Source organism: Litorimonas sp. RW-G-Af-16, from assembly GCF_048319245.1.
In the GTDB taxonomy this organism is placed as follows: domain Bacteria; phylum Pseudomonadota; class Alphaproteobacteria; order Caulobacterales; family Maricaulaceae; genus Litorimonas.
In genome coordinates this window covers 1,127,797-1,142,081 of record NZ_CP166993.1, presented here as the reverse complement: position 1 = coordinate 1,142,081, position 14,285 = coordinate 1,127,797, and the positions used below count along the sequence as shown (strand labels likewise).

Here is a 14,285-nt window from a genome sequence, read left to right as displayed (position 1 = left end):
CTACTGCGTAGGTCTTCTAAGTTTGCCCAGCACTTTGTAGACTGAACAATCGGTCTCCATTGCCACTGAGGCCTGCAAAGTCCATACGGTAATTACCTTTGTGGAAGGCACATAACACGGCAGCAAAAGCCTCTGATATATAGGCTGTGCCAGGTAATGCGGATTCTTGTGCAGATTTCGCTATTTCGATCTCATCATCCGTGAGTGACAGGCTGACGGGTCCAAAATGCGCACCAAAGGTCGCGCTCGTGCTTACTTGGCGAGTGCTTGCCAAGAGCATATCCGCAGCCGCTCTTGGGTCATCGACAGACTGCACCCCGTCTGGGCCGACAATTACTACGGCGAGTCGGTCATCTGATGGAGGAATTGTTGCTGAAGGGCCAAGTTTACGATCTGCAGGATATGGAATGATGATTTGTTCATTCGATGTACGGTCCCATATAGCGGCGTCAAACCCTGTGCCGATATTGCCATTAGGGGCTTCTCCGTCCCAAATCAGAAGTTGCGTCGATTGACTGGACAGAAGGTTGGCTTGCATGCAGGCAAAGCCCATCGCAATTTGACTGGCATACTCTGCGACGGAGCTGTTGGGCCAATTTTTACCGCTCTGCGCAATGTGAAGGCTGGATGCACGATCCAAACAGTCGTCAAAACGCTGACCCCAATCTCCTCCATGCTGGCTCACCGAGGCAGCTTTAAAAATGTCAGGCTGTGTCGGCAAGACGACATGCAATTCGCCGCCCTCTTCAAGCAATGTTTCAGCGATGAGTATATCGGCGCCTGCCGCTAAGGCTCCAAATCCAAAACCTATATCTGCGCGCTGTAATGCATCAGATATTTCAACACGCAATCCCGCTACCGCCGCCGCATTTAGCGAACGCGCGGCCTGCTTGTCCGAGATTTGAAACATATGTCCCGCGAAGTGCATGGCTTTGGGCGGTGTGAAATCAGATAACCAAGTCGTGCTTTCGCCTCGGGCCTCCAATATCATTTTAAACTGACGAAGCGTGCTGGCATGCGCGGTATAATTTAGAGGGTCATGCGCGACCGCACTTCGCAAATACCTGGCAGCCAAATTATGGTTTTCGCGCAATAACTCGGCTTCGGCATGAGTGGCTTTGACGAAATAAACGTCTTCCTTAGTTACGGACGAGATTGCGGGGAGCATGTCAATTACAGCGCTGGCACGTGCAGTTATATCGTCTTGGTTTGCCCCGCCCAGAAGCATCATAGTTGCGGCATTGATGGCTGAATAATATCCACCTGTGCTACTGAACGCAGCCTCGTATGCGTCTGCGCTTTGCTGCGCTAGCGCTTGGCGTTTCTTGCCTGAAACTCGCAAGGCAGCGTCCTTAAAGAGGCGGCCACTTAGCGCGATCACATCTTCATTGTCCGCAATCTGATCAAGGCCATATCGTTCATACTCAGCACGCGCGAAGTCCAGCGCCCCTGCACGCGCCAAAGCCAGAACAGCTTTGTGCTTGAGCGAAATCGCGCTGTCCTTTGTGGGTGAAACAGCCTTCAATTCCGCGAGCGCTTGCTCGTAAATTTGGAGATAATTATGCGTGAACGATGTTTTCATGAGTGAGCTAACCTCCCTCGCATTCGCGAGAGAGGTTACATCCTTTAACCCGGATTGGGGCCACCACTTGGCGGGAAACCGTTCCCCCAAGTTCCGCCATTGCCCATCTCTGGCATTGGCTGGAAGTCTTTCTGATTATCTTCCGGCTCTGGCGTTGGCTCAGGTTTCGGATCGGGATCAGGCCTGTCATCTGGCTCTGGATCGACAGTTGTCGCACCTGAAATTTCAAGGTCGTATTCATAATCGCACTTATTGGGAGGCGTTAGATTAGCTCTATCGAAATCAACCAAAACGAGCTGTCCTGCAGGGACACCTGCAATTCGGGGATAAACACCGAAGGGCGAGTGTTCCCCCTCTTTTAGCTCTGGGTCGCGAAGCTTAAATCCGTCGCCCGTGAAGACCGCGTTTTTGGACGTGATACGAAAAGCGACGGTGGTATTACTTGAGACGTTAATGTCTAAAGGATTTTTTTGTTTTTGATAATCGATGCTTTCCGGACCAGCCGCGAGAACCATCTTTGCCATATCTTTTTTATTTGAAGCCGCCAGTAAAGCCTTTTCAAAAGCTTCGTTTTGATACCCGATTTTATAGCTTCCATCAGATTGAACGTCGATGAACATAGCGCCACGATAAGTCGCAAGCTGTTGATCCATTTTCACTTTGACGGCAGGGAAACACTGCAGTTTCATGCCGTCACCGACACTTTTTGGTAAACATGCCGAAAGCGCGGCAGCACTCCCCGCGAGCATTAGCCCCATAGTTAAATAGCGTTTTATCATAATCATCATTTAGCCCTTTCAGATGCTATTGGTTCAGTGGTTTTGCGAAGCACAGTTAGCGCTAACTTTATCGTCGCATCCTGTTCTTGCTCAATATAAGCGTCAAACGCTTTTGGTTTCCCCCGCAATAAATCACGCATCGCAGCGACGCGCATATGGCGGAGAGAATCTTTTTTATCAGAGTCTTTATAACGGCCAGAGATTGTTTCTAGTTCATCAACATTTTTAAGAACGAAGTGTTTGACTGTTAGTAGCAATATCGGAATGCCCTGAGTCAGATTTGTATCTGTTGTCGTGTAACCTCTTGTCGTCAATAATTCGTCAGCTTCATTTAGCGCCAGTGGTGGCTCACCTTCCATGAGATACAAAATGGTAGATAAGTAGATTATATATTCTTCCTCCCACAACTCATAAGATGTTTTGGTATCGGACATCGTCTGAGATTGCGCGATGGCGGCTTTAGCCGAATTCAATCCCTCTCGTGCTTGAGCATAAAGACCGTGACGAATTTGAAAATCAATCTCTTGCCGCAGGGCGTCAACATACCGCCACAAGCTCAACCAATTTGTTGGATCATAGAGCCGAAGCTCGTCGCATAGATTTACGGCCTTACGTAAACTCTCGGCTGCGGCTTCGACATTGCCGCTCTGCTTTTCAATTTTCGCCAGACCAAGATAAGAATTTGCCAGGGCCCTCTGCGCTTGCCGATTTGCAGGGTCTTGATCCAGCATTGAGCGATAAATTGCCAACTCCTCTCGACGATATTCCCGTGCCTTGTCTGACTCTTTGAGGAAGAGATAGTTATCAGCTTGCCATGCGAGGTTATTTCCCTTTTGCCCTATCGCGGTCTGATCGTCTGGAAAAGCTGCCACTAAACGGTCAACATAAGTTTCGCCAGTTTTGAATAACGCCTCAGCAGCCTCAAACTGGCTCTGCTTGTGGTTTAAGATCGCCATATTTTCATAGGCTGCGCTGGCATTCTCTAATGCACGTTTGCTCTTTGGTTCCATTTTGAGCAGACGTTCAGAGAAATCTATATAATCTTGAATAAGAGGTCTGGCCTCATCAAACTTGCCTTCAAAATAGATCGGCGTTGCACGTGCGACAGCACTTTTGGCATGTTCGAATACTCTGTCGGGATCGTTGGGCGACCGCGCGAGAAGTGCTTCTGTTGAGGCATAGGCTTTATTATAGTAATCTATAGCTTCCTGCGTTTGACCTTGCGAGTAAGCGATTTCGCCCAAGAAATGATAGGTTCGGGCTCGGCGCCCTAGTGAGTCGTCGTCATGATCAGACGCCGCATAGCCGTCATAATAAGTGGACGCTTTGTCGGCAACAGCCTCCAAGGCATCCAGACGTCCCACAGGCTCCAGCTTATCTTTCAAATCCGTGAGCATAAACTCTATCAGCCCCTCAGCATCCCCTCGCCTCGCATCTGCATCCTTGCGAGCATCCACAGCAAACCCCGTCAACGTACCCATCGTTAGCACAGCAATCGCTGCTCCTACCGTGATGGCCGTCATGCTGCGGCGTTGTCTTTGCAGGTCGCGTTGAATGATTTCATCAAGGCCAACACCCAACAGCGCAGCTTGTAGCTTGGATTTACCTTGCCGACGTTCGGCCGCATTACCGCGCATATCTGCGGCGAGCGGTTCTTCTGGCTGATCCGATAACTCGCCATCCGAACCAAGAGCAAACCTTAAAGCCTTGGGCAGACATTCTTCACCTTCGCGCCCTGGCAAACGAGAAGCAAATGGCTCACCAGACACAAGAACGGGATAGATACGCGGCGTTTCCCCTCTTTCGCGGGCAAGACGTTTGAAAGACATGATTTCCTCATTTACCCAGTGCGAGGCAACGCTAGCAGGTGAGCATAAGACAATGAGAGAGGCCGAATCGGTCAGCGCTACCTGAATGGTTTGGCTAAGACTGCCATCGACTGATAGTTCATCTTGGTCACGGAAAATAGGTTTGAGGTTTGAGGGAACAGTTCCATGTTGCCCGACCGTATCAACGAGATGTGATGGCACTTTATACGCTTCCAACTGACGATGAAGGCGCTTGGCGAACACATCGTCCTGATGGCTGTAACTTATGAAAGCTGTATATTTATATGCGCCCATGCACTCTCCCCAAACTCCAATAAGCGCAAAGTTGTCGCAGCCGCAAGCAACATTGTCGTTGTTTATAATGATAATGACGATTGCGGTAGAATTTTATGCGTTTTTGACTTGCCATCTACTTATTAGCATGTATTAGCACGCTAACACAGTATGACAGATGACACCACATATCAGGCTTTAGCCGAAGCCCTCATACGCGTCAGCGATACTGCGATAATGCGAAGTTTCCTAACCGATCTTTGCACGCCCGCAGAGTTACGCGCTTTGTCCGAGCGCTGGCACGTTGCCAAGCTATTGCAAGACGGGCAAATGTCTTATCGCGACATTAATGCAGAGACAGGTGTCAGCACGACCACTATTGGGCGCGTAGCCCGTTTCTTGCGGGATGAACCACATGGTGGCTACCGCGCTTTATTTGAAATTATGGAGACAGATCGTGACTGATCGTTTGCGCATTGCGTTACAGAAAAAAGGCCGTTTAGCGGATGACAGCTTCGCTTTGCTCAAAAGCTGCGGACTTCGTTTCGCGATACGTGGCGGTGGGTTGCTAGCACGGGTCAAAAATATGCCAATAGACCTGCTGCTCGTGCGTGACGACGATATTCCAAACTTTGTCGCCAATGACGCCGCAGATATTGGTATTGTCGGCGAAAATGTGCTGGTCGAAGAGCAACTTGTCGCGAAGACTAAATTAGACGCAGACATCGCGATGCGGCTTGGATTCTCTCGCTGTAAACTCTCTCTCGCAGCGCCAGACATCGGTATGGTCAAGTCAGCCAAAGACCTCGATGGCACTAAGATTGCAACGACATATCCGGGCGTCACAGCGAAATACCTGTCTGTCAGAGGGATCGACGCAAAACTCGTGGAGATGAAAGGCGCCGTAGAACTCGCGCCGTCTATTGGGATCGCGCAGAGCATTTGCGACCTTGTATCGTCTGGTGCAACTTTGGAAGCCAACGGCCTGACAGCGTTTGAGACAATCCTCGAATCGGAGGCCGTGCTTATCCGCTCCGCGCGCGATTTATCGCCAGCGAAAGCAGATTTGCTCGCTAAACTCATGAACCGCATAGACGGCGTAATTAAATCCTCCGAAACGAAGTATATCATGCTCAATGCGCCGAAGTCACAGGTCGCAGCAATCACAGCCCTGCTCCCAGGATCAGACGCGCCGACTATCATTCCCCTCGCGGGTAGTGATGACCTCGTAGCGTTACAAGCTGTTTGCACCGAGAATATTTTCTGGGAAACGCTTGAAGATCTTAAAGCCCTCGGTGCGAGAGCAATTCTCGTCCTCCCCATTGAGAAAATGATGAGCTAATCATGCAGCGTTTTCTTTGGTCAAAATTATCAGATGCAGACAAAAGTGACGCCCTCGCTCGGCCAGCTGCGATTTCTGATGCCAGCTTAATGAACAGTGTTCGGGATATTTTGCAGTCTGTAAAAACGGGAGGCGATCAGGCGGTTTTGGATTTGACTGAAAAGTTTGATGGTGTTCGGCCAACGGCTTTACGCGTCAATGAAACTGAGCTGAAATCCGCATGGGACGCCCTGCCCGCTAAGGACAAAGCCGCGATTGACCGTGCGAAAGCAAATATTGAGACCTTCCACACTGCGCAACTACCTGATGAAATATCGATAGAGATCGAGCCTGGTGTAAGCTGCCGCCGCATCCCTCGTGCACTTGATGTCGTTGGACTTTATGTGCCTGGCGGCACGGCACCGCTTGTATCGACGCTCCTTATGCTAGCTGTCCCCGCCAAGGTCGCAGGTTGTTCTCGCCGCGTTGTGATTAGTCCGCCCTCCAAAGACGGCACCATCAACTCAACTGTGTTAGCCGCTGCATATCGTTGCGACGTCACGGACGTGTTTATCGCAGGCGGCGCACAAGCGATTGCTGCCTTGGCTTACGGGACTGACGCAATTCCCAAATGCGCGAAGATATTTGGCCCTGGCAATGCTTGGGTTGCGGCCGCGAAATCTATTGTGGCTCAGGAAGCAGGCGGCCCAGCGATTGACATGCCAGCAGGACCGTCAGAGGCTATGGTGCTAGCGGACGCAGACGCCAATCCCGCTTTCGTCGCCTCAGATCTACTCTCTCAAGCTGAGCACGATAAGGTCGCGCAGGTCATATGCGTTGCGAGTAGTCCTGCCGTTGCAGACGCCGTTGACGCCGCGATTGCCTCGCAACTTGCGACTTTGCCAAGAAAGGATATCGCCACAGCTTCCCTCGGATTTGGTCGCATGATCATCGCAAATAGCCGAACAGATATTTTAGAAATTATCAATGCCTACGCACCAGAACATTTGATTATCCAATTAGATAACCCCAAAAGTTATGTTGTAGATATTCAGAACGCAGGCTCGATCTTCCTCGGCCCTTACACGCCTGAAAGTGTGGGGGATTATGCCAGTGGCACTAACCACACTTTGCCAACTTATGGAGCCGCGAGAGCCTATTCAGGGATCACGACAGAGAGCTTTATGAAGTACATATCTGTGCAGTCGTTAACGGCAGAGGGGATGCTTTCGCTCGGCCCAACGGTAGAGCGCCTCGCAGAGTTGGAAGGGCTAGATGCCCATAGACGTGCTGTCACGCTTCGACTAGAGAGCCTCAAATGAGTGACTTCCCTAAAAATATCGCCCGCAAAGCGGTGCTGAATATGAAAGCCTATTCTGCGCGTGGGGGTGCAACAGATGCGTTGCACTTGGACGCGAATGAGAACCCATATGCGCCGCCACCGGTGATCGGCGCAAAAAACTACAACCGCTATCCAGAGCAACAACCGCCTGCACTTGTGGCGCGGCTGGCGGGGCTTTACGGCGTGTCGACAGATATGGTCATGGTGGGACGTGGGGCTGACGAAGGTATCGAAATCCTGCTTCGCACTTTTTGTGAGAGCGAAGACAATATCCTGATCTGCCCACCAACTTTCGGCTATTATAGAACCTGTGCAGAAATACAGGGCTGCGGTATTGTCGAAGCCCCGCTCAATGATGACTTCAGTTGGAACCATGAGGCGATTTTTGCAGCTGCTGACGCTGCCCAAAATCTCAAAGCGATATTTATTTGCACCCCTAATAACCCATCAGGGAATGAGTGCGATGCGGATTTGGTCGAAGCCCTCGCCAAACGCTACCCCGACACCTTCATTGCGGTTGATGAGGCTTATCAAGAATTTACGACCACGCCGAGCTATACAGTTAAGATAGCAGAATACCCAAACATAATCGTCATGCGCACCTTGTCCAAAGCCTATGCCCTTGCAGGTGTCCGCGGCGGGGTCGCGATTGCTGACCCGCGTGTGATAGACTTAATGTTGAAAGTCCTGCCACCCTACCCGATTGCGCGCCCCGTCGAGGAAGCTATCCTTAAAGCCTTGGCGCCGTCCGCGATGTCTGTTCACGCCGACAGGCTGGCAGAGACGCTGGAGCAAAGAGATCGCCTTGCCGCTGCGCTTCCAAGCTCTCCATTCGTCAAAAAAGTATATCCAAGCGCGGCGAATTTTTTACTGATGGAATTATCTGACGACGCAGCCCTCTTTGCGGAACTCGCCAAGCGCAATGTGAAAATCCGCGACTATCGCGCCACAACTGGCAAAGTCCGTCTTTCGATTGGGTCACCTGAAGAAAACACCATTGCGCTGGCGGCCTTTGGGATCAATCAAACTGACGCAAAAACTGATCGTATTGGCGAAGTCTTCAGAAAGACCAATGAAACCGATATTTCTGTACGTGTTAATTTAGATGATAGCCGTGTGGTCAAGATCAATACAGGCATTGGCTTTTATGATCACATGCTAGAGCAGATCGCAAAGCATGGCGGGATGGGCCTGACGATGACCTGCAAAGGCGATCTGGAAATCGACGCCCATCATTCCGTTGAAGATACCGCGCTGGCCTTTGGCACTGCGCTCAAACAAGCGCTTGGCAATAAAGCTGGCATTGGGCGCTACGGATTTACGATGCCAATGGACGAGACCCAGGCTCGTGTCGCGATTGATCTCTCGGGGCGTCCCGCAGCTGTTTTCAAAGGAAAATTCCCTACAGACCACGTTGGCGAATTCCCTGTTGAAATGTGTCCGCATTTTTTTGAAAGCCTTGCGCAGACCCTTGGCGCGGCGATCCATATTGATGTCGAGGGTGATAACTCTCACCACATGATTGAGGCTTGCTTTAAAGGCGTTGGTCGCGCACTTCGCCCTGCGCTTTCCACAACGATTTCGATGGATATTCCGTCCACTAAAGGTGTGTTGTAAGATGAGCCTCGTCATTGTCGACACTGGCTGCGCGAATCTATCGTCGGTGATGTTCGCCTTTGAGCGGTTGGGTGTTGCGGCTATTATTTCTGACAGTGCAAAAGAAATTAAAGCGGCAGATCGCGTTATTTTTCCAGGCGTTGGATCTGCGCCCTATGCTATGGCGCAAATCCGGTCCAAAGGGTTAGCATCGATTATGGCCGAGTTGACACAGCCTGTTTTGGGTATCTGCCTCGGTATGCAGCTCATGTTTGAAACACTGGAAGAAGGCGGCGAAACGGTGGAGGGTTTGGGTTTGATCCCGGCTCAAATTACCGCTTTGGATACAGGTAAGTTACCAAGCCCGCACATGGGATGGAATGACTTAACCCTATTGCGCCCCGACCCTCTTTTAAAGAACATTGCCGAGGGTGATTACGCTTATTTCGTTCACAGCTTTGCTGCAGCGACGGGCGAGTATACCCTTGCGAGTTGTGAATATGGTCAGCCATTTTCGGCGATTATCCGTCACAAAAATGTTTGGGGTTGTCAATTTCACCCTGAACGGAGCGCCAAGACTGGAGCGCAAATCCTCAAGAACTTTGCCGAGATAACACTATGATTTTTCCTGCAATAGATTTGATGGATGGCGGATGCGTGCGCCTGCTCAAGGGCGATTTCGGGCAGCGAACAAATTACGACCTCGATCCTGTCAAAGTCGCGCAGGGCTACGCCGCCTCTGGAGCCGAATGGGTGCATGTTGTTGATCTGGACGGCGCAAAGAATGGTCAGTCTTCGCAGACGGAACTCATTATCGAGATAGCGAAAGATGCAGGATTAAAAGTCCAAACGGGCGGCGGTTTGCGAGAATTATCTCAACTTCACCGCTTGATTAATGGCGGTATTGAACGCTGCGTCATAGGCTCGCTCGCGGTCACTAATCCGCAAATGGTGAAATTCTGGTTGAGCGAATTAGGGCCAGAGAAAATCGTCATCGCTCTCGATATTAACATTGATAAAGACGGCGTCCCACGCCCCGCCACCAAGGGCTGGACCGAAGCTAGCCCGCAATCCCTTTGGTCAATCTTAGACCTTTATGCTGGGTCGGGGTTAAAAACGATATTGGTCACGGATATTGGGCGAGACGGCGTGCAATCCGGCTCTAATGTCGAGCTTTATGAGCAAATCATGGCGGACTATCCGACATTGGACCTCATTACATCTGGCGGCGTTGGTACGCTCAAGCATGTCAAAGAACTTAAAATGCTTAACCCGCACGGCATCATCATTGGAAAAGCGCTTTACGAAGGCAATTTCACGGTTGAGCAAGCGATCAAATGCTAGCGAAACGCATCATACCCTGCCTCGATGTGCGCGATGGTCGCGTAGTGAAAGGTGTGCAGTTTCGCAATCACGAAGACGTGGGCGATATAGTCGATCTGGCCTTGCGCTACGCCGATGAAGGTGCAGATGAGTTGGTGTTTTACGACATCACCGCCTCCGTCGAAGATCGCTCTGTCAGCCCAGATTGGATCAGCAAGGTCAGCAGGTCTATCGACATACCGTTTTGCGTCGCGGGCGGCATTAAGACTGTGGAAGCCGCTGGCGCGCGACTTGCAGCGGGTGCGGACAAAATCAGCGTGAACAGTCCCGCACTCGCAAGACCTGAACTAATCAACAAACTCCACAATGCTTATGGCAAACAGTGCATTGTCATTGGTATTGATACGTTTGAGGAAGATGGCACCTACCGCGTTAAATCCCACACGGGCGACCCCGACAAAACGCGCGAGACAGGTCGCAAAACTCGCGATTGGGTGATTGAAGTCTGCGAACGGGGTGCAGGCGAAATTATACTCAACTGCATGAACCAAGATGGTGTCCGAAAAGGTTATGATATCAAGCAATTAGCAGATATTCGTAAGGTCTGTCCTGTGCCTTTGATCGCGTCAGGTGGGGCGGGTAAAATGGCGCATTTCCAAGATGTGTTCCAGCAAGCCAATGTCGACGGGGCGTTAGCCGCGTCCGTGTTCCACAAATCCGTGATCGCAATACCAGACCTCAAACACAGCCTGAAAGCTAGCGGTATAGAGATACGCATATGAAAATAGATTTCGAGAAAGGCGGGGGCCTCGTTCCCGCGATTGTCCAAGACGCCAAGACAGAGCAAGTTCTGATGCTCGGTTATATGAACGCGGAGAGCCTCGCAAAAACACAAGATACGGGCCTTGTGACCTTCTACTCTCGCACGCGCAAAAAGCTCTGGACGAAAGGTGAGACTAGCGGAAATACATTGCAATTACAGTCTATTACAGCGGATTGCGACAGTGATACGCTTCTCGTGCGGGCAATTCCCAATGGCCCAACCTGCCACGAAGGGACAGTCAGTTGTTTTGGGAATCAGGGACCGGAAGGGCTCGGATTTCTAGGCTATCTAGAAGATTTGATTGAAGACCGTAAGAGTGCGGATGCAGATAGCTCCTATACTGCCAGTCTTTTGCAAGGCCCACTCCGTCGCGCAGCCCAAAAGGTCGGCGAAGAAGGGGTCGAAACCGCCCTCGCCGCTGTCGCTGAGACGGATGATAAGCTGACGAGCGAGGCGGCCGATTTAGTATATCATCTGCTAATACTGCTAGCGGCGAAAAATGTGAAATTTGCTGACGTGGTGACCGAGTTGCGCGGGCGGCATAAGTAAACAACACCCGCGCCAACAGCGCTTTGCGAGATACTCTGCAAACGGCTAAAAAGCCTCATAGGTCTTTTTCTCTGGAACGGACACCCATTTGCCGTCAATGTAGTGGATGCCACATTCCGTCTTATCCTGATTGCGCCAACGTCCCGCACGGGGGTCTTCGCCCTCGGCGACGCGGGTTGTGCAAGGTTGGCAGCCGATTGATAGATAGCCCAACGCAAGCATGGGATGGGGTGGGAGGTCGTGTTGTTGCATATAATTCGTGACATCTTTTGCCTGCCAGTAAGCCAGCGGGTTAACCTTCACTTGACGCCCGCCTGTTTCTAAAATCGGCATGTCATGACGATCTGGTGTCTGATAGCGTTTGCGTCCCGTAATTCGCGCGGCATAACCATGGATCACACTATCGAGCGGACGCACTTTGCGGAGATTACAACACGCATCTGGATCAGAGGCGTGGAGCATACCGTCGGGATCTTCTGCTTTGACAGAGTTTTGATCTGGAATAATATTTTGAAAATTCGTCAAGCCGAGGCGTTTAATTAATTGATCGCGGTAGACCAATGTCTCGCGAAAATGCTTACCTGTATCGAGGAAGATAATGGGAAGATCGCGATCAATCTGCGCTGCCAAATGCAGCAAAACCGCCGAGTCTACACCTAGCGATGACGCCATCACAATCTCTCCGCGATAGCGATCGATCGATCTCCGTAGTGTTTCTAGCGCGGAGTATCCGTAGAATTCATCGTTTTTTTTAGGCCTTCAAAAGCTGTCATACGCGCATCGAATACAGCCGTCGCTGGCCCCGCTTTGACGGCGTAACCGCGTTGATAGGTCATACCAAAATCGGCTAGCCCCTGCTGCCAATCGGCTTCGGGCTGGCGGTTCGTTCGTGCTGCATCAACCCGCACGGCATCAAAACCGCATTGGAGCGCGAAAGCGTATTGGTCTGGAATTAATTCTCCATCCGCGACGAGTAATCCCGTAAATCCATGACGCTTTCGCAATAAACGCGCGACAGAAAATCCGCGCCCATCGGTAAATGCTGGAAACTCGATCAAAATCGTTTTTACACGGTCTAATGCTGACGCCACAGTTGATAAGTCAATGTCGTTAGGCAAGCGCAGAACATCGATTTGCTGATTGCTGTCAAGCGCATCGATGCCAACGGACTCACTAAACGCGTCCTGCCGCACACGACCATTATGGATGAGGCTATGCGTCGACATATAAAACTTCCTTAAACGGCGCCATGCCGAGGCGGTTATAGGTGTCAATAAAGCGCTCACCCTCCCCGCGTTGATCCAAATAGAAATCAACCATACGTTCGATTCCGTCTACCAATTCATCTTGCGAGAAACCTGGGCCAGTGACTTGACCAACAGCTGCGTTTTCAGAGGCATCGCCGCCAAGTTTTACTTGGTAGAATTCTACACCTGCTTTCTCTAGGCCAAGGATTCCGATATGGCCGACATGGTGATGTCCGCAGGCATTGATGCAGCCCGAAATTTTGATCTGCATTTCGCCAATCGCGCGTTCACGTTCTGGATCAGAAAAGCGCTCGTAGATCGCTTGGCTGACAGGAATTGAGCGAGCCGTAGCTAGCGCGCAAAAATCCATGCCTGGACAACAGATAATATCCGTGATCATGCCAATATTGTCCTCGGCCAATCCCGCCTTCTGCAGTTCTTTGAATAGCACGGGTAAATCGGATTGTTTGACGTGAGGCAGGATTAAATTCTGCTGATGCGTTGTCCGAATTTCGCCGAGTGAGTATGCGTCTGCGAGGTCAGCAACCTTCCGCATCTGGGCGGAAGTAATGTCTCCTGGCGCACGATCGAGTGGTTTCAGCGAGATGTTTACGATGGCATAACCGTCTGCTTTGTGCGCGGCAACATTGCTATCAACCCAGAGGGAGAAGTCGCGATTAGAGGCGATTTCAGATAAATATTCTTTCGGCTCGTTGCTTAATTTTTCAAAATCGGGCGCGGCGAAATAGGCCGTGATCCGCGCAACTTCGTTCTGGCTGACGGCAATGTCCATCGGCTCTAGCTGTGCGTATTCGTCTTCAACAAGCTTTGTGAATTCCTCAATACCTGTCTCAGTTACGAGGATTTTGATACGGGCTTTATATTTGTTATCGCGCCGACCAAAGCGATTATAAACTCGCAGAGTTGCCGTCAGATATGGTAACAATTCTTCACGCGGCAGGAAGGCTCGCAAAGTTTGTCCAATAATCGGTGTTCGGCCCAAGCCGCCTCCAACGAGGATATGATACCCGACCTCACCCGCGTCATTGCGAACAATTTCAATGCCAATATCGTGCGCTTTGATGACTGCGCGGTCTTTTTTCGATGCCGTTACAGCAATCTTAAACTTGCGCGGCAGGAAGGCGAATTCAGGATGGAGCGTCGACCACTGCCGCAGCAATTCCGCTGTCGGTCGTGGATCTTCGATTTCTTCAGCCGTAGCTCCTGCATAGGGGTCAGATGTCACATTGCGAATACAGTTGCCTGAGGTTTGAAAGCCGTGCATTTCCACTTCAGCTAGGTCATTGAGCAAATCTGGCACATCCACTAATTCCGGCCAATTATACTGAATGTTCTGGCGTGTGGTGATGTGGCCATAGCCCTTATCATATTTATCAGCGATCATGGCGAGTTGCCGCATCTGCCGCGTGCTAAGTGTGCCGTAGGGGATAGCGACGCGCATCATATAAGCGTGGAGTTGGAGATATAATCCGTTCATCAAACGCAGCGGGCGGAACTCAGCTTCGGACAGGCGCCCGTCAAGGCGGCGTTCGACTTGTTGGCGGAACTGCGCGACACGGTCAGCAACAATCTGCGCGTCAAATTCATCATAACGATACAT

At 50.9% G+C, this 14,285-nt stretch carries 13 protein-coding genes and 1 pseudogene; 8 read left to right on the top strand and 6 right to left on the bottom strand.

The genetic code is table 11. The features are described 5' to 3' along the window. Positions 1-16 precede the first annotated feature (16 nt). From AB8615_RS05695 to AB8615_RS05685, 3 genes are read right to left on the bottom strand one after another with little or no spacing between them, the layout of a single operon-like run. Positions 17-1,582 carry a TRAFs-binding domain-containing protein gene (locus AB8615_RS05695; RefSeq protein WP_409433949.1) on the bottom strand — a complete coding sequence of 522 codons (1,566 nt, stop codon included), beginning with the start codon at positions 1,580-1,582 and terminating at the stop codon, positions 17-19. A gap of 44 nt (positions 1,583-1,626) precedes the next feature. Beyond that, a complete protein-coding gene (locus AB8615_RS05690) occupies positions 1,627-2,370 on the bottom strand; it encodes a hypothetical protein (protein ID WP_418152957.1) in 744 nt (247 codons plus the stop codon). Then, entirely contained in the window at positions 2,367-4,484 is a 2,118-nt protein-coding gene (locus tag AB8615_RS05685; protein ID WP_409433947.1) for a TIR domain-containing protein, read from the bottom strand. Before AB8615_RS05685 ends, AB8615_RS05690 begins: the two co-directional genes overlap by 4 nt. Before the next feature lie 150 nt (positions 4,485-4,634). Here AB8615_RS05685 and AB8615_RS05680 point away from each other — a divergent pair, with 150 nt between their 5' ends. Genes AB8615_RS05680 through hisIE form a run of 8 tightly spaced genes read left to right on the top strand, consistent with a single transcriptional unit; the run spans position 4,635 to position 11,417 of the window. Next, positions 4,635-4,928, top strand: a complete 294-nt coding sequence (locus AB8615_RS05680; protein ID WP_418152955.1) for a YerC/YecD family TrpR-related protein — start codon at positions 4,635-4,637, stop codon at positions 4,926-4,928. Then, positions 4,918-5,805, top strand: coding sequence for an ATP phosphoribosyltransferase (hisG, locus tag AB8615_RS05675; RefSeq protein ID WP_409434137.1), 888 nt, complete (start codon positions 4,918-4,920; stop codon positions 5,803-5,805). The genes AB8615_RS05680 and hisG overlap by 11 nt, the downstream gene beginning before the upstream one ends. 2 nt (positions 5,806-5,807) lie before the next feature. Further along, positions 5,808-7,106 carry a histidinol dehydrogenase gene (gene hisD, locus AB8615_RS05670; RefSeq protein WP_409433945.1) on the top strand — a complete coding sequence of 433 codons (1,299 nt, stop codon included), beginning with the start codon at positions 5,808-5,810 and terminating at the stop codon, positions 7,104-7,106. Next, positions 7,103-8,743 carry a histidinol-phosphate transaminase gene (hisC, locus tag AB8615_RS05665; protein WP_409433944.1) on the top strand — a complete coding sequence of 547 codons (1,641 nt, stop codon included), beginning with the start codon at positions 7,103-7,105 and terminating at the stop codon, positions 8,741-8,743. Before hisD ends, hisC begins: the two co-directional genes overlap by 4 nt. A 1-nt stretch (position 8,744) precedes the next feature. Further along, entirely contained in the window at positions 8,745-9,344 is a 600-nt protein-coding gene (gene hisH / locus AB8615_RS05660; RefSeq protein WP_409433943.1) for an imidazole glycerol phosphate synthase subunit HisH, read from the top strand. Continuing rightward, entirely contained in the window at positions 9,341-10,066 is a 726-nt protein-coding gene (hisA, locus tag AB8615_RS05655) for a 1-(5-phosphoribosyl)-5-[(5-phosphoribosylamino)methylideneamino]imidazole-4-carboxamide isomerase (protein ID WP_409433942.1), read from the top strand. Before hisH ends, hisA begins: the two co-directional genes overlap by 4 nt. Beyond that, positions 10,060-10,827 carry an imidazole glycerol phosphate synthase subunit HisF gene (gene hisF / locus AB8615_RS05650; RefSeq protein WP_418152952.1) on the top strand — a complete coding sequence of 256 codons (768 nt, stop codon included), beginning with the start codon at positions 10,060-10,062 and terminating at the stop codon, positions 10,825-10,827. Before hisA ends, hisF begins: the two co-directional genes overlap by 7 nt. Then, on the top strand, positions 10,824-11,417 hold the full coding sequence (hisIE, locus tag AB8615_RS05645) for a bifunctional phosphoribosyl-AMP cyclohydrolase/phosphoribosyl-ATP diphosphatase HisIE (protein WP_418152950.1): 594 nt from the start codon (positions 10,824-10,826) through the stop codon (positions 11,415-11,417). The genes hisF and hisIE overlap by 4 nt, the downstream gene beginning before the upstream one ends. 45 nt (positions 11,418-11,462) lie before the next feature. On the opposite strand, the pseudogene AB8615_RS05640 reads toward hisIE, so the two are convergent. The 3 genes and pseudogenes from AB8615_RS05640 to AB8615_RS05630 all read right to left on the bottom strand — a co-directional run. Further along, positions 11,463-12,122 (bottom strand): annotated as a pseudogene (locus AB8615_RS05640) (phosphoadenylyl-sulfate reductase); the annotation flags it as partial. A gap of 11 nt (positions 12,123-12,133) precedes the next feature. Next, positions 12,134-12,643: a DUF934 domain-containing protein gene (locus AB8615_RS05635; protein WP_418152948.1), complete on the bottom strand. Its 510-nt coding sequence runs from the start codon at positions 12,641-12,643 to the stop codon at positions 12,134-12,136. Further along, the gene (locus tag AB8615_RS05630) at positions 12,630-14,285 is read right to left on the bottom strand and encodes a nitrite/sulfite reductase (protein ID WP_409433938.1); all 1,656 of its coding nucleotides are present in this window, start codon (positions 14,283-14,285) and stop codon (positions 12,630-12,632) included. Before AB8615_RS05630 ends, AB8615_RS05635 begins: the two co-directional genes overlap by 14 nt.